17 protein-coding genes are annotated in these 19,831 nt (G+C 44.0%); 9 read left to right on the forward strand and 8 right to left on the reverse strand.

The genetic code is table 11. The annotated features are described in order from the left end of the window. Positions 1-228 precede the first annotated feature (228 nt). Positions 229-564, forward strand: a complete 336-nt coding sequence (locus ACUC6J_RS21245; protein ID WP_013312049.1) for a winged helix-turn-helix transcriptional regulator — start codon at positions 229-231, stop codon at positions 562-564. Between the two features lie 168 nt (positions 565-732). On the opposite strand, the gene ACUC6J_RS21250 is transcribed toward ACUC6J_RS21245, so the two are convergent. Beyond that, the gene (locus ACUC6J_RS21250) at positions 733-1,125 is read right to left on the reverse strand and encodes a winged helix-turn-helix transcriptional regulator (protein WP_016820397.1); all 393 of its coding nucleotides are present in this window, start codon (positions 1,123-1,125) and stop codon (positions 733-735) included. Between the two features lie 149 nt (positions 1,126-1,274). Here ACUC6J_RS21250 and ACUC6J_RS21255 point away from each other — a divergent pair, with 149 nt between their 5' ends. Continuing rightward, positions 1,275-1,793, forward strand: coding sequence for a DJ-1/PfpI family protein (locus tag ACUC6J_RS21255; RefSeq protein WP_017425587.1), 519 nt, complete (start codon positions 1,275-1,277; stop codon positions 1,791-1,793). 193 nt (positions 1,794-1,986) lie between these two features. Beyond that, positions 1,987-2,688 carry a YoaK family protein gene (locus ACUC6J_RS21260; protein ID WP_025365887.1) on the forward strand — a complete coding sequence of 234 codons (702 nt, stop codon included), beginning with the start codon at positions 1,987-1,989 and terminating at the stop codon, positions 2,686-2,688. Between the two features lie 12 nt (positions 2,689-2,700). Here ACUC6J_RS21260 and ACUC6J_RS21265 read toward each other — a convergent pair whose 3' ends face one another. Next, on the reverse strand, positions 2,701-3,876 hold the full coding sequence (locus ACUC6J_RS21265) for an alanyl-tRNA editing protein (RefSeq protein ID WP_447249387.1): 1,176 nt from the start codon (positions 3,874-3,876) through the stop codon (positions 2,701-2,703). Between the two features lie 240 nt (positions 3,877-4,116). On the opposite strand from ACUC6J_RS21265, the gene ACUC6J_RS21270 reads away from it, so the two are divergent. From ACUC6J_RS21270 to ACUC6J_RS21280, 3 genes are all read left to right on the forward strand, one after another. Continuing rightward, positions 4,117-4,650: a MarR family winged helix-turn-helix transcriptional regulator gene (locus ACUC6J_RS21270; protein WP_019688671.1), complete on the forward strand. Its 534-nt coding sequence runs from the start codon at positions 4,117-4,119 to the stop codon at positions 4,648-4,650. A 136-nt stretch (positions 4,651-4,786) separates the two neighbouring features. Continuing rightward, on the forward strand, positions 4,787-6,106 hold the full coding sequence (locus ACUC6J_RS21275) for an HlyD family secretion protein (RefSeq protein WP_447249388.1): 1,320 nt from the start codon (positions 4,787-4,789) through the stop codon (positions 6,104-6,106). Next, complete coding sequence (locus ACUC6J_RS21280) at positions 6,090-7,340, forward strand: ABC transporter permease (protein ID WP_447249389.1); 1,251 nt, start codon at positions 6,090-6,092, stop codon at positions 7,338-7,340. The genes ACUC6J_RS21275 and ACUC6J_RS21280 overlap by 17 nt, the downstream gene beginning before the upstream one ends. A 155-nt stretch (positions 7,341-7,495) precedes the next feature. Here ACUC6J_RS21280 and arsC read toward each other — a convergent pair whose 3' ends face one another. The 4 genes from arsC to ACUC6J_RS21300 form a co-directional block, all read right to left on the reverse strand. Next, on the reverse strand, positions 7,496-7,915 hold the full coding sequence (gene arsC / locus ACUC6J_RS21285) for an arsenate reductase (thioredoxin) (RefSeq protein ID WP_447249390.1): 420 nt from the start codon (positions 7,913-7,915) through the stop codon (positions 7,496-7,498). Between the two features lie 25 nt (positions 7,916-7,940). Then, positions 7,941-9,230, reverse strand: a complete 1,290-nt coding sequence (locus tag ACUC6J_RS21290; RefSeq protein ID WP_044786306.1) for an arsenical efflux pump membrane protein ArsB — start codon at positions 9,228-9,230, stop codon at positions 7,941-7,943. An 87-nt stretch (positions 9,231-9,317) separates the two neighbouring features. Beyond that, the gene (locus ACUC6J_RS21295; RefSeq protein WP_031462274.1) at positions 9,318-9,668 is read right to left on the reverse strand and encodes an ArsR/SmtB family transcription factor; all 351 of its coding nucleotides are present in this window, start codon (positions 9,666-9,668) and stop codon (positions 9,318-9,320) included. A gap of 82 nt (positions 9,669-9,750) precedes the next feature. Then, positions 9,751-11,343, reverse strand: coding sequence for an alkaline phosphatase family protein (locus ACUC6J_RS21300; RefSeq protein WP_447249391.1), 1,593 nt, complete (start codon positions 11,341-11,343; stop codon positions 9,751-9,753). A gap of 189 nt (positions 11,344-11,532) precedes the next feature. Between ACUC6J_RS21300 and ACUC6J_RS21305 the strand changes: the two genes are divergently transcribed. After that, positions 11,533-12,306 (forward strand): alpha/beta fold hydrolase, encoded by a 774-nt coding sequence (locus ACUC6J_RS21305; protein ID WP_447249392.1) that lies wholly within the window; start codon positions 11,533-11,535, stop codon positions 12,304-12,306. 221 nt (positions 12,307-12,527) lie between these two features. Further along, positions 12,528-13,754: a sugar efflux transporter gene (locus ACUC6J_RS21310; protein WP_031462276.1), complete on the forward strand. Its 1,227-nt coding sequence runs from the start codon at positions 12,528-12,530 to the stop codon at positions 13,752-13,754. 129 nt (positions 13,755-13,883) lie between these two features. On the opposite strand, the gene ACUC6J_RS21315 is transcribed toward ACUC6J_RS21310, so the two are convergent. Next, a complete protein-coding gene (locus ACUC6J_RS21315) occupies positions 13,884-15,101 on the reverse strand; it encodes a macrolide family glycosyltransferase (RefSeq protein ID WP_447249393.1) in 1,218 nt (405 codons plus the stop codon). Between the two features lie 220 nt (positions 15,102-15,321). After that, positions 15,322-18,639 (reverse strand): pectinesterase family protein, encoded by a 3,318-nt coding sequence (locus ACUC6J_RS21320; RefSeq protein WP_447249394.1) that lies wholly within the window; start codon positions 18,637-18,639, stop codon positions 15,322-15,324. A gap of 187 nt (positions 18,640-18,826) precedes the next feature. On the opposite strand from ACUC6J_RS21320, the gene ACUC6J_RS21325 reads away from it, so the two are divergent. Further along, positions 18,827-19,666, forward strand: a complete 840-nt coding sequence (locus tag ACUC6J_RS21325; RefSeq protein WP_017425601.1) for a helix-turn-helix transcriptional regulator — start codon at positions 18,827-18,829, stop codon at positions 19,664-19,666. Positions 19,667-19,831: the final 165 nt, after the last annotated feature.

The following is a 19,831-nucleotide window of genomic DNA, read 5'->3' on the forward strand; positions in this document are numbered from 1 at the left end:
CCTCAACGATTCGTCCGTATCTGTTCATTTAATTACATCATTAATCATATCAAATCAAGTTCAAATTTTAAGCATTTACATCTTAAACTCCGTATCAAAGCTAACAAGTTACTTTATGTAACAAAGTATATTTATATCATTCGATTTCGTCAAGTAATAAATTTATGTAAAGTAAAATCATTTACTTTTAACAGTGAATCATTAATAATAGGAGCATGAGGTGATCACATGAATATTCCGCAGATGTGCCCACGGTTTGAAAAGGCTATGGAGCTACTGAGCAAGCGTTGGACGGTGTTGATCGTATTTCAACTAACGAATGGTCCGCAACGTTTCGTCGCTATTGAGAATTCAATTCCTAACTTAAGTGGAAAAGTCCTTTCGGACCGTTTGAAAGAGCTGGAGGAAGAAGGAATCATTCAACGTATGGTTTATCCTGAAAAGCCTGTGCGGATTGAATACTCCCTTACGGATAAGGGACGCGATTTAGCTCCTTTATTTGACCATATTGGTACTTGGGCTACACGCTGGATTGAGGTTTTACCAGCACTTGAACAGCAATGATCCATATGGGCTACAGCTATTTTTCCTAGACTAACATGATCCACACACAGACTGCTAACATGCCAAAGAACGCCTTTGCTCTAGGTACAATTCGTACTCATCGTGCAAGGCGTTCTATTTTTTTATATGACGGAGTGTTAAAGGTCCATCTAAGATCGCATCCAAGATTTAAACATTTCCCTCACTGCTGCGTTGCATTTCCTCACGGATGGATTGCACCCGTTTTTTCCCCCAGTCATACATCATCTCCACAATCGGTAAAATCGTCATCCCCAGCTCAGTCATCGAATACTCCACCTTTGGAGGCACTTCGGGATACACTTCCCGGTGTACAATACCGTCCTCCATCAACTCCCGTAGCTGGTTGGTCAGCACTTTATGCGACAGCTTCGGAAACAACCTTTGCAGGTCACTGAACCGGTGCGGCCCTTCGACACCCAGATGCCATAAAATAACAACCTTCCATTTCCCGCTCAGCACAGATAGCGTTAATTCCTTTTCGCAGTTGTAGTCTCCGTTTACAATTTTCTCCCGTATTTCTTCTCTCAGCGTATCAGACATATATCAATTAACTCCTTCGAAATCATCATGATCTTCCACATGAATAGTAACCTGCAGGTAACCTCCGTACTTGAAAGTGCATTCTTCACAGCCCGACGAAGCCACCCTACAATAGTAAATAACGTTACACACTCAAGGAGGAATAGAGTATGAGTAAAAAAGCTCTTTTTATTATACCCCCAGAGCGCTTTAATGAGGATGAATTGTTTAAACCAAAAGAAGCGCTGGAGCAAGCAGGTGTTACTGTAACATTAGCCAGTACAAAAACAGGCGAAATCATGGGTGACTACAACGGTAAAGCGACGGCTGATCTTGTCTTTACAGATGCTGTGCCGGCTGAGTATGATGTGGTATCTGTAATCGGCGGATCAGGAACAAATGATCATCTGTGGAATAACGCGGATCTCCAAGCTCTGCTGAAACAAGCTCATGAGCAAAAGACTTTAGTGGCTGGCATCTGCGCAGGCTCTGTAGCTGTGGCTCAAACCGGTCTGCTCTCTGGCAGAACGGCTACATGCTACCCTGTGGATGTGCAAAAGGACCAACTCCAATCGCATCAAGCCGACTATGTCGCTCAGCATGTCGTCGCTCATAGCGATATTATTACAGCCGACGGCCCAGATGGTGCACAGGAGTTTGGTAAAGCACTCGTTCAAGCTCTGCAATAAGCATATTCTCGAAGTTCCAGATGGCACTTTAAGCAGCACTCCAACAAGCCGCATCACGTCCTTTCTATTGTATGGGACCTGATGTGGCTTCTTTGTGTCATTTTCATGCTTAAGTGATTAATTTAATTGTATGGTCCTGGATTTTCGTGTTAGCTTTAAAGAATCGACGTTTAGTATAGGAGGCTTATATGCCGTGTTTATGAAAGGCAAAATCCATTTACATCAGGTAACGTCCGAATCGTTACGACTGGGCGCCTTACTATCATTAGTAGGGGGCTTTTTGGACACATATACCTTTGTTGGAAGAGGCGGTGTTTTCGCCAACGCACAGACAGGCAATATCGTCCTGCTGGCTGTCAAAGTCATTCAGGGGCACTGGGTTCAGGCATTATCCTATATCCCGCCTCTGATCGCCTTTTCACTGGGGGTTTTTGTTGCTGAAGGGATTAAACGCAAATCAACCCACCGTTTAACTCCAGACTGGACCCGCACAATTCTTTTACTGGAAATCGCGATTTTTTTCATCGTGGGATTGATTCCGCAAGGAGTTCCCAATACGGTAGTAGTGGTGATCGTCTCATTCGTCGCTTCCGTGCAAATGACTTCCTTCCGCAAGCTCATTGATGTGCCGTACACCTCCACGGTCAGCACCGGTAACCTTCGATCAGCTATCGAGGCTGTGTATGTCGCTGTAACGACCAAGGACACGAACGCTGCCATTCGAGCGATGCGTTATGGTGTCATCCTGGCTGCCTTCTTGGTAGGAGCCTTGCTGGGGGGATTTCTGACTTTGACGATTGGGGATAAAGCCGTTTGGGGCGCTGTTGTTGCACTTATTTTTTCTTTTATTTTATTTACAGAAGAGGAAAAGTGGAAGCTACCGCTGCGTCACTAATCCTCCATTATATTAGCCCTGAATGAACTGCCGCTGGGCCGTTTCAAAGAAATTCAAGAGGTTCTCGCGGGACGAAAATGCTGCCTGAGCAGATTGGTTGCTACCGCCCCCCTTGCCCTGAAACGCGCCCAGATTCTCTTTCAAAAACGCTCCGCAGCTAACGGATTGGGTACCATTATGTGCCAGAATGATTTTGTTTTCGGCTGTTGTGGCAAATAAAACAAGCAAATCATGCTCAGCGGTCAGCTTGGCAGCCAATTGCTGCATCTCCTGAATGGATTTTTGTTCAAATACATGAGCAAGAACATGCCCCTGTACAGCAGACAGCAGCTCTTTCGCTTGGTACGATGCATTTTCCTCTTGTAGAAACTCCACTTGCGCCTTGAGCTGCTTATGCTCCTGCTCCCACTTTTCGAATCGAGTCAAAATATCCTTTCGCCCAGTATTGAACTTCGTAGATAACACGTCCAAAATCCGAGCACTCTCATTAAAGTCTTGGAGTGCGCGAGCACCACATTTGAAATGGATTCTCGCCATCCCTTTTTGCTTTTCCCATTTCAAGCATTTAATCATTCCAATTTCCCCGGTTTGAGCCACATGTGTACCGCCGCAAGCATTATATTCAATGCCTTCGATCTCAACAATCCGAATATTTTCTGTTACTTTAGGCATTTTCACAAGCGGAATGTCCTTCAATTGCTCATGGGTTACAAAATAACTTTTTATGCTGCGGTTATTGTAGATTTGCCGATTTGCTTCCTGCTCGATTGCCGATAGCTGCGCGGATGTTATATCAGAACAGTTGACATCAATTGTGGCGTACTCTTGTCCCAAATGAAAGCTTTCTGTACGCGCACCTAACAGTTCCAGACAAATCGCTGACAGCAAATGCTGCCCGCTATGCTGCTGCATATGATCAAATCTGCGCTCCCAATCCAATTGGCAGGCCACTTTCTCCTCCTCCGGCAAACGTTCTACCTGATGCCAAATGTCCCCATCCTCAAGAACCACATCTAATACACGGATGCCCTGAATCGTTCCTGTATCACATGGCTGACCTCCACCATGCGGATAAAAGGCCGTTTCCTTGAGCATAACAAAAAATGCTTCGTCTCTTTCCATGCTCTGTGTAATATGAGTGTCCCACTCCGTAAGATTTGGAGCGGTGTAATATAATTTTGTCGCCATGTCAGGTCCCTCACTTTTGGGTATCTTTGTCTCGTGCGATATCCACTTATTATCAAGCACTTCACTGTAAATATCAATGTAGTGGATAGCTTAAACTACTGCACGGACAACCTCCATATAGTGAAAAATCTGCATGACGATTAACAAAATTTAGCTTGAAATTCATTTTTGAATCGATTAAGATTAGTCGGCTAACTAATTTGTCGACTGGAACACAATGTAAGAAGAAAGGAGAACCTTATGGATTTTGATTTACGGGATTTGCCCACTCGTGAAGCGCTGCAAGAATTTTCTATGCGTATCCCAGAGATTGATGTAAGAGCGACAGAAGCGATGCTATTTTTTATGCGCGTATCCTCCAGTCTTTTTAAAGTGAGCTTTGAAGGCTTTGAGAAGTTTGGTATATCTCACGGAAAATTTTCAATATTAATTCTCCTGTATCGCAACATTCAAACAGGGTTGCTGGCTACAGAGCTTGCGGAGAAAGTAGGGGTTAGCAAGCCTACCGTTACCGGTCTGCTTGACCGTCTGGAACGCGATGGGCTTATTATGAGATCCGTTCACCCTTCCGACCGCCGTATGAGTATTGTTAAACTGACCGAACAAGGAACAGAAATGATGGAGAGACTGCTGCCTGTACATTTTACATGCACTTCCACACTGATGAGCCATCTATCCAACGATGAAAAAGAACTGCTCCTGACATTACTGAAAAAAATAGAAAGCGGCATCCCTCAAGCAAAAGAGATATATGAAGCAGCAAAGCCAGAGTAAGTTTTAATTTTTGCATTTTAGTTAGCCGGCTAACATCTAAATTATTAAATAATAGAATAAATAAAATGTACATAATCAGGATATTTATTCGAGTCTAGGTTGAATCCATTTTATGAACTTAAGGGACATATTACCCATGAATCGCACACAAGTCACCAGCTTTATCATCCCTGTCATTTCTATTGCCTGTCTGATCGGCGGGGGGTTCCTGCTTCAGACTAACGGACAAGATCAAGTCACTGCTTCGCGATCCGTTAAAGGCACAACGCTCAATGCTGATAGCATTCATGTATCTTTTGAACAAGTAGGCGGCAAAGTCCTAAACATCCCGGTAACAGAAGAAACGAAAGTGAAAAAAGGAACTGTCCTTATGGCTTTGGATTCCAAAGATGTGGATTTGCAAATTGAGCAGCTGCGGACACAAATCGCGCAGTTCAATACACAGATCAGCCAACAGCAACAATCCATCCAATTAGGGTACACACGAGCAACAACTCAGGAAAAACAAGCACAGCTGGATATCGCGCAAGCTCAAGTCACTGAGAGCAAAAGCCAAGCGGCACTGCTGCGGGCACAGGCAGCTGAGCGTCAAGCCACTGCTGCGGAACAACAGGTCAATAATGGTGCTCGGGATGAAGATGTTCAGCAGCAACGAATTGCCGTAGCTTCTGCCACCAAAAACGTTCAGACGTCTCAGACTAACTACAAACGTAATAAAGCACTTTATGATGCAGGAAGTGCATCCAAAGCAGTGTTGGATGATGCTGAATCCTCATTGACTTTAGCGACAAATCAGTTGAGCCAGCAAAAGGAGTCTCTTCAAAAGCTGCTCCATGGCGCTACTCCTGAAGAACGTATGCAGGCCAGTGAACAGACCACACAAGCAGCGGTTGCGGTAAAACAAGCCGAGGAGGAAATCCGTGGTGCCCAATTGTCCGTCGATCGTTCCAGAACCCAACTGGAAACCATTCAGCAAAGCCGTCAACAGCTGGCAGATCAGAAGTTGGCTATCGACCTTTTAAAGCAACAAAAAGACACACAGGAAGTTCAGCTTAAAACATTGTTGCTCAAAAAAGAGCGACTGGTATTAAAGGCACCACAGGATGGCAAGGTTACTTCGATTAGTACAAAAGTCGGGGAAAATGTCGCGCAAGGAGCGCCTGTGATTACCCTGGAAACCAACGATTTATATTACGATCTGTATGTCAATGAGGAACAAGCGGGTAAATTCAAGGCCACTCAAGAAGTGAAAACCCGAGTATCTGCTCTCAACAAGGACTTGAAAGGTACCGTACGTTATGTGACCGCTGCGCCGCAATTCGCTAATGTAAAGATGTCCCGTGAAAAAGGTGAGGCAGACACCGCCACATTCCAAGTACGTGTATATGTAACAAGAGAAGCCGCTTTGCTACCAGGCATGACAGTTGAGGTGAATACGAATGAAATCACTTCGTGATGAATGGACGTATCTGGTTCACTCCAAGTATCCGATCATAGCTATCATCTTCCCGCTGATTGCAGTGCTGGGGTACTCCCTGCTGCTCCCAAGCAGCCAAATTAACGACGCTAACGTGGTCGTGGTGGATCAAGATAACACAGCTTACAGCCGTGAGTTCATTCAGAAAATAGATGCTTCTCCATATATGAACGTAGCTGAGATTGTTTCGTATACGGACAACCCTGAACAGTATTTTTATCATGAGCAATATTTGGCTGTTATTTCCTTGCCGCATGGTTTAGAGGATAATCACAATCGTTCCCTTTCTAGCCGCGTGGGTCTCATTCTCGATAATACCAATGTTCAATCTATTACTTCCATTCGTACAGCTATGCAGGAAATTAGCGTTTCTGAGAATATGGAACTGTCTGTTCCAGCTATGTTGAAAACGGGGATGAACGCCGAACAGGCTCAGGGAGCTCTCAATGGTATTGCCTTGGAGGTGCGTTCCCTGTTTAACCCAACCAATGATTATCAGAATACGACGATACTTGCATTCACTTGTATGTTCTCTTTTATGATACTCAATATCAATAGCTTACCTATCGTCGCCAGACTAAGGGTTTCCAAGAGACTGGCTGCCGAACTGCAAAATCCGTTCAACATCCTACTGCGTATTCTTCCTTATACGCTGTTTTCGACGGCTGGCTTAATCTTCTCTCTCGGGATGCTTAAAATGTTTGGGGGAGGTCGTTTCGAAGCCAATCCGATCCTCTTCATGATTCCGGTTGTCCTGTATGTATTCGGTACCGTTTGTATCAATGTTCTGGTTGCATGGGGTGCTGCACATCCGGGAATAGCCATCGGCAGAATGGTGATGATACTCATGCCTGCTTTTGTTTTATCAGGGGCTGTTCTTTCCAGATCACTGTTTCCACCTTTAGCGATTCAAATCGGTGATTTCTTTCCCTTCGTATGGATGTACAAATTCCTCCGCACCATGGGACTGCGCGGTGCATCTTTTCAGGAGATGCTTCCGGAACTCGGATCTTTGTTACTATATGTCGGTGTACTCTCCATGCTGGTGATCGCCAGAGCACTGTGGGAAAAACAGAAGCTGACCAATCAGACTGCAGGCGCTGCTTCTGAAAAGGGATCGCCACATCCCGTTATTCCAGCAAGCTCAACTGGCGGCGGGTTATCTATGCAAGGGGCACCATCAGCACCTATGCACGAGCCTATAAAAGGATAGAGTCTCGTCTGTAAAATAAAAAGGGTTAAGTGTCGTCTAACGAGCTTTAACCCTTTTTCATTAACATGAAGATCTTCTATTTCAAAAATGCCAAACAAACACCGCCCTTTTAAGGAAGTATGCCTGAGTTCGCCCTTCCTAAGCCGTGTACTGGTTTATTCACCGGTCTCCGCAAATTTGCGAATACGAGCCCCTACTTCATCCCGTACACGCTGGAATACGCTCCATTTCTCTTCTTCTGTTCCTTGTGCTTTAGCCGGATCGTCAAATCCCCAATGTTCACGACGAACGTGCGGAGGTGTAGTAGGACATTTATCGGCAGCATCTCCGCATAAGGTCACAACTAAGTCCGCGCTATTCAGCAAAACAGAATCAATAATATCTGAAGTTTGACCGGAAATATCCATCCCAACTTCATTCATCGCTTGCACCGCTTTAGGGTTGAGGCCGTGTGCTTCAATGCCCGCACTGTATACATTCCAACGGTCTCCCAAGTATTGTTTAGCCCAGCCTTCTGCCATTTGACTGCGGCAAGAATTACCAGTGCACAAAAAATAAATTGTCTTCTTGTCCATCATCAGCGTCTCCTTCAATTGTCCATTATGAAATGATTAACCACAGATATAAGCCCAGTAGGGTAATAAAAAGTGTAGGAATAGTTAAGATGATGCCTGTTTTAAAATAAGTCCCCCATGAAATTTTCACGTTTTTCGAACGAAGCACATGCAACCACAATAAGGTAGCTAACGAACCAATTGGGGTTATCTTCGGTCCGAGATCCGACCCTATAACGTTAGCATAAATCAGTGCCTCTTTGACTATACCAGTTGTATGGGTGGCATCAATGGCAAGCGCATTAATCATGACCGTAGGTAAGTTATTCATACCCGACGAGATAATCGCCGCAATAAATCCCATGACCATGGTGGCCACAAACATACCTTGATCAGCAGCCGCTTGAATCACATGGGACAGCAGATCCGTCAAACCGGCATTACGCACACCATACACCACCACATACATTCCGATAGAGAAAAACACGATGGCCCATGGAGCGCCCTTGATGACTTCTTTCATGGGTACCACAGGGCTTCTTCTAGCCATCAGCAAGAAAAAGATGGCAATGATACCGGCCACCACCGAGACGGGAATGTCTAAAAATTCGCTTGCAAAGTAGCCAACCAACAATATTGTGAGAACAACCCAGGACATACGGAACATCTTTGGATCTTTTATCGCATTTGCAGGCGTGATTAACTGTGTCGTATCAAACGTTTTAGGAATTCTTTTGCGAAAAAAGAGATACAGTACCACGATACTAGCCAATAAGGAAAACAGATTAGGTACAATCATACGACTCGCATATTCCATAAAACTGATTCCAAAAAAGTCGGCTGACACAATATTAACGAGGTTGCTGACTACAAGCGGAAGCGACGTCGTATCTGCAATAAATCCGCTCGCAATGATAAAAGGAAATACCATTTTCTCATCCAATTTCAGTGCCCGAACCATCGCCAGTACAATTGGTGTCAAAATTAAGGCCGCACCGTCATTGGCAAAAAAGGCAGCAACTACGGCACCCAGCAGGCTCACATAGACAAACATCCGGGTTCCGCTTCCACGGGCTATCCGTGCCATGTGAAGTGCTGCCCATTCGAAGAAGCCGATTTTATCAAGGACTAACGAAATCAGAATAATGGCGACAAAAGCTAGTGTGGCATTCCAGACAATTTGAGTAACTTCCCAAACATCATGCAAATCCACTACACCTACCAGCAAGGCGAGTAAGGCACCGCCGCAGGCAGACCATCCAATGGACAGATGTTTAGGCTGCCAGATCACCAATACTAAAGTAACTAAGAATATAATGCATGCCAACAAAATCAATGTTCTAAACCTCCATTACATTACCTTATAAACATATACTTATATTAAAAACACCGTTATTCCACAAAGAGATAAACGGAATAGGCTTTAGGATGAACAAGCTGAGGCATCCGGTCCACAAGATGCGATCGGTTCCTCTTTATTTAGCGATTTCAAAATATGCTTGGAGCCTGGCATGCTCTCAAGAACAGCTTGAATATGCGGTTTGTCGTCTACGTTTAAGGAATAGTATACCCACTGACTTCGCCGTTCTTCTTTTACAATTCCTTGCGACTTTAATTTTCTAAGATGTTGGCTGATTGCTGGCTGCGACATATCAAAAATATCTACAAATTCGCAAACACACCATTCTCTTTCTCTTAGCAGGGATAACATGATCAATCGGGTTTTATCCCCCAATAGTTTTAAATGATCGGCTATACAACTTAGTTGATCCAATGTATGACCTCCTTCCAATTAAATATAACAATATGCTTATATACTAATAAATCTTAACTTTAATATCAAGAACGATCAATACTTATTCATTCACCAATTGCAGGAGCCAATCTTTTATGTCCACGATTCGCAGTGTTTTGGGCCGTGTATTCGTCCCAGAAATTATTAACGGGACAAGGGAATCTTGTTCATGCAGCGATCCATGAGCTCCCCCACCGATGTGGGTAGGAGAACTTTCGCTGACGAGTTCATATCCCGATTGGACCGTGACAACAACGTATCTTCCTTCATGTGAATTCATTGCCCCGTGTAGCCTCGCCAAAACGTCTGGATATTTTCCATATTTGATCCGGTTGTTATTGATCGTAATATCCACAAGATTCGTTTCGCCCGATAATGTCCATGATTGTCCATATTCATCGGTAAATTTCCCACCGGGATGATAAGAAAACAGGCTACCATTTCTCCCCTTTGTAACCTGGATATTATTTTTACCGTCTTTCATAGCAATAATGTCGAGCTTATTCTCATGCTGTAAAAGCTTCACCACGTCAGACAAATCTACGTTATTGTCAATTGCATAGATATAGGCCATCCGTTCATTAGCGGCAATCACGATTTGGTCATCACTTCTTACGGGTTGATTTAATTTTGCAATCCGGTAATGGCCCAAAAGAGGCCTTATATCAACAGTGGCTGCCTGTCGATCATTATAAACCGCACTTTGCCCACTGTCCCCCAAGACGATCCATGTAGCATTTTGTACAGCCTCTTCCCAAGAACCGTATGCGTTCAACACAGTTTGCAGTGCTTGATCGGCTTTTTCAATTCCCTCCAGTTGAGTCGGGCCTTTTCTATGCGCCAAATTATCATTCCCTGGAAAGTATGTGATGGTTAGGTTTGGAAGTTTTTTTTGATTGATTAGAAAAGCGGTTTCTTTTGCAGAAAATTCGTCGTTCATCCCAAGTTTTTTCCACGGAGAAGTATTCCAGCTATTCCCCGGATCCAGTTGAGCAAAAGTTGCATATGAAAACCATTTAGGTCCTGTTATTTTCACTTGTTCTGGCACACGGTTACTGTTTGCAATAAAACGAGGCACCTTTAAGGAATGTTCCGTTCTTCCTCTAAAAACAATAGCATTGATGGACGCGGATTCTTTTCCTTTGTCAGCTAATGCTTCATGTATTGTTTTCGTTTTTTTGTTCAATTGAACTTGGTTTAATTGGTAAATAGCATCATTAAATACTTGCAGTTGGTCGATTTTCAAGGCTTCTTTGGCACCATTGCCGTAGAGAATCATGCGTTTCTTTTGATCACTGTACCAAACGAGTCCAGGCACATGATGTTGGTCTGCATACGTCCCCGTTAATAATGTGCTGTCGATGGTCACAGACATTGTGGGAAATGAGCTGACTACCTGCGGGAAATATTGCCCTTGATGAAGGAGAAATCGCATGGCGGGTGCACGCCCCTCTTGAATCGCTTCTTGCAAAGGCTTATCCATTAAAGAATCAATCAAGATTACAATGACAGGTTTTTTGCCCATTTGATTTGCTGTGTGATGTGGGTTCACACTCTGTTGCTTTAGCTGTTGACTGGAGTCCGCTCTACAGCCCAAGATCAACAACAATAAACTTAACATTAGTACAACGGTAACTTTATTTTTCATGCTCATGTGTGTGTCCCCTTCTTAGAAAAACAGTGCCCTTGATCCTCTTATTTTTTCATATACAAAAAAAATTATTCCTACATTGGATCTTCGGGAAAAGAGAGAACTCCTGCATTCAAAGTTACAACTCCATGAATTTTTTGAATCTAATAAGCCAAATTTAAGATCAAAACCATTCAGGGAGAGAGCATAGCAATGACCACAACAAACATACACGAATATTTCATGCACTATATAGATTCCGGGGAAGGAACGGCCATCCTATTCATTCACCCTCCGGTACTTACAAGCTCAAATTTCACATACCAAATCCAAGGGTTATCGCCCTATTTTCGTACTATAGCTTTTGACATCAGAGGACACGGTAAAAGTCAGACTTCCAAACAAACGGTTACTTACCCTCTCATCGCCCAGGATATTAAATATTTGATGGATCGGTTGAGCTTGGATAAAGTATTTTTGTGTGGATATTCTACCGGAGGTTCAATAGTACTTGAATTTCTCTTGACTTATCCGGATCGGGCATGGGGAGGGATTGTTGTCAGTGGAATGTCGGAGGTTAACGAATGGCGACTAAGAAACAAAATTTCTTTGGGCATTGCGCTATCCAAAATCGGCGCAGTCGGTACGATTGCGCTTTCTAATGCTTGGTCACAAACGAAACAATTATCTTTGTTCCGCAAGTTACTCAACGACGCGAAGCAGGGAAACCCTAGGAATGTCGAACAATATTATCGTTACAGCTTGAAGTATAACTGTACCTCACGGCTAGGGGAAATCAATCTTCCTGTTCTGCTCGTTTATGGTGAAGAGGATAAACACTTTCATCCATATGCCAACATATTGCATCAGCATTTACCGAAGAGTGAGCTTGTTTTCATTAAAAAAGCCGATCACCGCCTTCCTACGAAGGCCGCTGGAACATTGAATGAACTGATCAAGCAGTTCATAGATCGCTTCAGCCTTTAAGGCACATCCTACAGGAAAAGTCGCATACACATCTACATCCCACTCCTGATCTTATATCTTTGTCTGTATATGGCCTTGCATATGAGTTGCTCATCAAAGTAAAAAAAATTATATAATATTTTATACAATGTAAATATACAAATTATGCTAAAGTCATATATAGTTTAGGTTGGATAGGTATGTAAGTTCTGCTTCTAAATCTAAAGGGGTGTAAAAATGAAATGCTAAAGCGTATTCAAAATCTTTTCTTTATCCCTAACTACCCACTATTCATGATCTGTATGTTATTGCAAGGTATGGCTATTTCCATAAGCGCACCTTTTTTAGCTGTATATTTTACAAGTACACTTGGCGTATCGGTGGGAACCTTTGGTGTGTTTACAGCGGTGACTTTGATTTGTGGTATATGGATCAGCTCCCTTATTGCCAAACGCTCCGATACCGGATTGGATCGCAAACAAATTTTAGTGATTTGTACGTTATTTAATGCTGTCGCCTTTGCAGGATATCTTGTAATCCAAAACTTTTATGTGCTTTTTATTTATATGACGGTCTTTACAGCGATTGGCGCCCCTGGGATGCCGCAGTTATTTGCCAGTGCACGTGAAGCGGTAGATCGCAGTAAATCTGCGGATCATGCCTTTGCGAATTCAACGCTTCGTTCTATGTTTTCTCTTGGCTTTATTACCGGGCCGCTCTTGGGTTCCTTCTTGATTGCACATACGGGCTTTAAAGGTATTTTTGTTGGTACGACCTCTATTTTTGTACTTATTGCCGTTCTTCTATTCTTTTTTATCAAGCAGCGTCCTGTTCAGGCTAAAAATAAGGATCAACTTTCACTTCATCACATTACATTACATAAAAATATGAAAATCCTGATCCCTTTTGTAGTTCTTACTCTGCTTTATACGTCTCACTGGATGAATAGTTTAAATATTTCCTTGTTCATCATTCACAATTTAAAAGGTGACACGAATGACGTTGCCCTCGTATCCAGTATTTGCGCAATCTTAGAAATACCCCTGATGCTCATGCTGGGCGTACTAGCAGCCAAATACTCCAACCGTTTGCTTATATTTTTAGGGGCTTTAACAGGCGTTGTCTATTACCTCCTCGTTCTTATGTCTACGGAGATGTGGCAACTATTTGCGGGACAGCTTCTCCTAGCCTTCTTTGTTGCAGTGATATCAGCCATTGGTATTAGCTATATGCAGGATTTGTTGCCATCTCTGCCCGGATACGCCTCGACACTGTATTCCAATGCGACAACGATCGGAAGATTGGCGGGGAGCTTGATGGGCGGATTGTTTGCTCAATGGATGGGTTATCGAAACTCCTATTGGATATGCTTATTCCTGATTCTCTGTTGCCTTGGTCTGCTGGCGATATCAAAAAAATTAGAGTTTGACCAATCGGCTGCTCTACAAGAAAGAAATCACAGCCTATAGAGCACCATCAATAAAAGAAACAGCACGTAATCTGGACGAGAACCTAAAGTCCGATTACGTGCTGCTTTGTTATGATTGTGCCACGCATAGCCCAGATTGATTAAAATCGTGAGCCTCCGCACACGCACCCTATTTTTTTATAGTAGAGAAACGGCTCATAATTGCATCGGCCGCATACGTATAACCGCCAGCCTGACGGAGTGATTCGCCAATTACATGCGCCTGTTGTTTATAGATGGCTTGATTTAAAACCTCTACCAAAGCAGCTTTTAAGATAGCAGGGGTAAGCTCATTTTTATTCACAGCAATCCCTGCTCCCAGCTCTTGGACCCGATTGGCCACAAGCGGCTGATCCGATGTCATGGGAACCAGAACCATTGGCACGTTGTAATACAAGGCTTCGCTTGCACTGTTCATTCCCCCATGTGTGATAAATGCATCTACACGCTGGAGCATTTCCAGTTGCGGAATATAGGGCTTGATCATAAAATTGTCCGGGATACCATCCGCCAATAACTCCATCTCCGCATATTGGCCTGATGAGAGTACAAATTGCACAGGCAAATCACGAAATGCTTCAAAGCAAAGCTTGTAAAACTCCAAATCTCTATTAAGAATAGTTCCCAATGATATATAAACAACCTGCGGATACAAAGCACGAAGCTGGTCGAACGGAAAAGAGGGCGCATCTTTACGAGGTACAATAGATGGACCTGCAAAAATATAGCTGTCATCCAGCTTTTCATCTTGCGGTTGAAAATAACGGCTTGTATACACGACCTTTAGGCTGTGGGAATGTGAATCGAGTTCATCAATTGCAGGGACGGCAACCTGAAACTCATCAGCTAATTGATGTACTACTTTCATCGTATCATCATAAAGCGCTCTCACTTTTATGTCATGATCATCCCCGCCTTGGTCAGAACCCAGAGGCTCTACGAAAGCAAACGAACAGACCGTACATACCGCAGGTATTCCCAGCCTCTCTGCTATAATTTTGCCTCCCCAACCCATCAAATAGTCATAAATCAAATAATCATACACCTTATTTTCAATTGCTTTCATAACCTTTGGAATAATCGGTTCAATCAAACCTTTAACGATCATATTCACGAATTGATAATGATGTTTATATTCAGCCGGCTTTAATACAGGATTGTGAATAAATGCATCCACACTAAATGGATAGGTGATCAGGTTTGCTCCCGTTTGTTGAATTCTCGTACCAAATTCCTCTGAACACACATAATCTACTTCCTCTCCCCTATCGACCAATTGCTTAATTAATCCTAATGACGGGTTAACATGGCCTTCAGCAGGCGTGATCACAACCAACACACGTGCCATCCTACACCTCCGACAACATAATGTATTTAAGAAAAAATGTTAGTTTTGTCCTTGATGATTTACACACTTCCCTCATTCAATATATAAAATATTTACCATAAAAACAAATGATTTCAATTTTAGATTATGTATGCATCACATCCAAAATTGCTCACAAACACGCACATAAGCGGGGGAAAACGCTTGAAGCGCATCCCCCGCTTATCTATTGAACATACAATTATAGACGCCAATTCCAATGATCTGTCCCGCTCAGAACAGCTTCAACAGTGTACTGGTTTGCTTCGTCAGCCGTAAGCTGTTTGGCCCAAGGTACACGCCCGCTGCTTTCTGCACCTGGTCCAAAGTTATCGTACTCTCCAAATCTTGCAGTCTGCTCATTGGATTCCTTACCCCAATTGTTCCAACCACCTGGCTTGATATGGTCATCCATATAGGTTTTCAAAAAAGTAACATGTGCGTAAGGACGCCATGGTCGCCCAAGATCCACCTTGCCTGTCAAGCCAGCTTCGGTTGTCAGACGACACTGAATAAATACAAAACCTGGCTGGTTCTCTTCCGTTGAAGCGGCTGTTACGTATCCGGCACGCAGGCTGTGTATGATCGAATTATCAAACACGGCAGGGGCATTGCCAAATATAAAATCTACACTGCCACTGATGTAACTGTCCTTAAAATATTGTCTGCCACGGTTCACGAGCAGTGTATCCTGTAGGCCAGTAATTTTGACATTGTGATACTTTCCACGATCACCTTCGGCATATAACGCTACAGCCTGCACCTGCCCGGTCCCTTCTGTGTTGGCGACCGTCACATTTTCCAACACAAAGTCAGGACTTTGCACACGCATAGTATAGCTATTGCTCGTTCCTAATTCTTTTCCGTCCACTACGGTCTTGGCCGTATCATCAAAAGCAATGATCGTTTTGTCCCGATCTTCCCCGATAATACTCAGATTTTTTTTGGAGGAATTCACCTTTATTTTTTCACGGTACGTGCCGTTTTTGAGATGGATAACAGTCCTTGTGTTGCTGTTGTCAGGGACTGCATCAATAGCTGCCTGGAGAGAGGTGTAGTCAGCAGGGCCATAGGTCGATACAACCACACTGGTGGGAGAAGTTCCTCCTGAGTCTGTTAGCTTGCGGACCTTAACATTGCTGAATTCCGACGTATTGTAATTCCACACTTCATTTTGTTGTTTGGATGCATCAGTAGCTAACCCGAACAATAGCGGTTGATGATCCGGCAAATCTATAACGGTTTCACCAACCTTCTCCCAGTTCGTCACACCGTCTGCGGATACCCATCCGGTAAGCTTTTGTCCCTGTCGCACCAGACGAACCGAATATGGCGTTGGAATAAACGTCTCCATTGACGCACGCGTGGTTTTACCATCTGTTTGATCACGACTGATAAGAATCCCCTGTTTACCATATTTAACAAATGCTAAAGACATAAAGGCCATTTTTGATCCAGGCTTCAGCGATTCACGAATCATTACCCCTGCCTCGGCATTATCATCCACAGGGGTAATCTTCTCCACACGAGCTGTAATTTCACCGTCTCCCTCCCATTTCTGATAAGCGTAATGGAAAAGATCAGCTTTTCCGTCAATATCCCCCGCGGATTTCAGTCGGATACTGCTGCCGTTTGCATCTTCTTTTAATACCTGAGTATGCCCTTTGATATAGCCATCGTTACCATCAGAGCCAACCTCTTCGCTGAGCCAGTTCCCCGTTGGTGCAGTCGTGTTGACATGGATGGTGACAGGATTGGAAAATGTAGCAGTCCCCTTGCGGTCTGTCACCCGTGCAATAATGTAATGGGTGCCGTCCGTCACATGATTCCAACTGATTTGATAAGGCGCACCCTCTACTTTTCCAGCAAGTTTACCGTCAATGACAAATTCAACGTGAGCAATGCCATCTTGATCCTTGGCCGTTGCAGTTATGGTCGCACCACGTCCGGCTTCCAAAATATCGTTATGCTTCAGTGAACGTCCACCTTCATCCGATACCTGAACGAAGGCCTCCGGATTATCCACCTCACTGCCATTGGACAGCTTCTCAATGAGATCATTTAAATAAACCTCTAAATTCGTATAGCCCTTGGCAAAATGAGCATACTCGCCTGTACCGGCAAGCTCCTGACCGTTGCGGTCGTCAGCATTATTGGGGTCCAGCCCATGAGCGCGTTCCCATTCATCCGGTATACCATCATGATCACTGTCAGTAAGCTCCGTGGTGGTTACGCTATAATCATCGTAAATCCAGCCTGCTTCACGCGGGGAGTTGATAAACGCACCCGTTCCATTCTTCACATCATTCATAATTCGAGCGTCCACCGCATCTCTTCTTGGCAGCGTGGCTCCTGAGCCGGCGAGCACCTCAGTATATGCGGTCTGCGCATCTGTCGCCTGATATGGTCCATACGCATCTGGTGAAATTCCGTTGTCGTATTCCCCTCTGACTTCAATCGGCTCTGCCAAACGAGTGGAAGGGTCAATAATCGATCCAATGGATGTTCCAAGCTGCCAGTTGTCTTGAGTAACCGATTCGTTGCCGTACATGTAGTTGCCACCAATATAAATGCGTGTTTTATATTTTTTACTCCCCACGTCTACAAAGATTTGACTACGCACGTCCTTATATGTGTTGGGGCCATACTTATAATAGTTATTCAGCACATTATACGATCCTTCACCGCCACCGTAGGAAGAGAAAAATCCCCAGTTATATATGACATTATTGGTCATTTCCACAGCGTCGATTTGTTTTTTATCGGTTGGGAACCGTGGATTGCGACTTGCATTGTGTGCCAGCAAGTTATGATGATAGGTGGAATTCCGACCACCCCATATACCGCCATAGCCGTGGCGGCCTTTCTGGTGCGTAGTCATTAGCATACTTTCGGATGCAATAGACCATTGTACTGTCGTATTTACGTTATCGTACAGACTTAGCACCTCATCCACCGACCAGCTAAAGGAACAGTGATCAATCATAATGTTTTTATGGTACCTAGCTCCTAACGCGTCATCCTCACTGGGGTAACGATCAGTTAATCGAAAACGCAGGTAACGGAGAATGACGTTATCTGCATCAATCCCTGTTGTGTAATCGCTTACAGTTATGCCGTCGCCAGGAGCTGTCTGACCTGCAACCGTCAGATTGTTGCCCAGGATTTTAAGTGGCTCCTTCAGATGAATGGTTCCACCCACCCGGAATACGACCGTCCGATTATCGGAGCTGACCGCTGCACGAAGAGATCCGGGGATCACCTGCTCACCTTTGCCGTAGTCTGCCAGCGTGGTAACTTCGTATACTTCACCTCCGCGTCCACCGGTAACATATTTACCGCCACCTTCAGCCCCCGGAAACGCCGGAATATTCGTCGCTATATTTTCTACTTTCTCCACTTTCCCCATCTCTGTCCCTACCGCAGTCTCTGCTTGGATCAATGGTGGGCACAAGGTCAACAACATTGAACCCACAACCACATTACATAGCACCTTTCTCCATGTACGCTGCTTGCTCATATTCTGTTTCCTCCCTAAGATTTTCTTTCACATCAGCGCATACTTTTATAAAAGAATGATCCGAGACGTTCAGAAGTGTCTTCACCTCCTTTCATCAATCTTTTCCGCTTTTACCGTGGGCAGGTGTCATATATACTATGGATATATGAATGCGCTTACTTATCTTAATTGGCAAAGGAAGAAGCACATGAATGAAATAAAGGAAGACAAATATGTCATCGGAGAACAACAATTCTCCATTCATCACATCTACCGTACCGGCTTCACCGTTATGCCCAGACCTCATGTTCATGACAACTATGAGCTGTATTTTTTGCTGCAGGGCGAACGCATCTACTTTATGAACGGCAAGGTATACACCGCTCGCAAGGGCGATCTGATATTCATCCTCCCTCATGACTTACACTCTACCGCCAGTACACAATTGGAGGAAACAGAACGCATTTTGATTCATTTTTCCCCGACGTTTCTCCCGCAGCAGGATCATGACATTCTGGATCTACCGCCGTACCAGCAATCTGCGTTGCTTCGCTTACCGGCTAGAGAGCAAGTCGAAGTTGAACGGCTGTTCCTACAAATGAATACCGAATGTAGGAATAAGCAGCCTCTGCATGACCGCTGTGTACAGCATTTGCTGCTGGAAATGCTTATCCTGGTGCACCGATCGGAAGCGGCCGAGCGTAGTGAACTTGTTTCCTCTCATCCCATGCATCAGAAAATCACAGAAATCTCGTCTTTTATTCAGGACCATTTCAATGAGCCGTTAACTCTCGAACAAGTGGCCGCCTGCTTTTTTATTAGTCCGGCTTACCTAAGCCGCATCTTTCTAAAATTGACTGGCTTTCATTTCAGCGAGTACATCCGCGTAGTGAGGGTCAGGGCGGCTCAAACCAGACTGCGAACCACCAAAGACAAAATCCAGCACATTGCGGAGGATGTCGGCTTCGGTCATGCCTCCCATTTTAATAAAATCTTTAAAAAAATAACCGGACTCTCCCCTCTTCAATACCGTAAACAGGTTCGATAGGTATTCAGTGTAAATAATTAGGCGTTAATTTTATACATCCACTCTTGTCTTGTTTTTCCATTTTTATATCTGCTTGCTCTTTCATGGAACTAAAGACAAGCCACTTGGATTAGGTAAATTACATAACAAAAAAGCCATACTTCGCTGCAATGTATGCAATGAAGT

The organism is Paenibacillus sp. JJ1683, assembly GCF_053006485.1.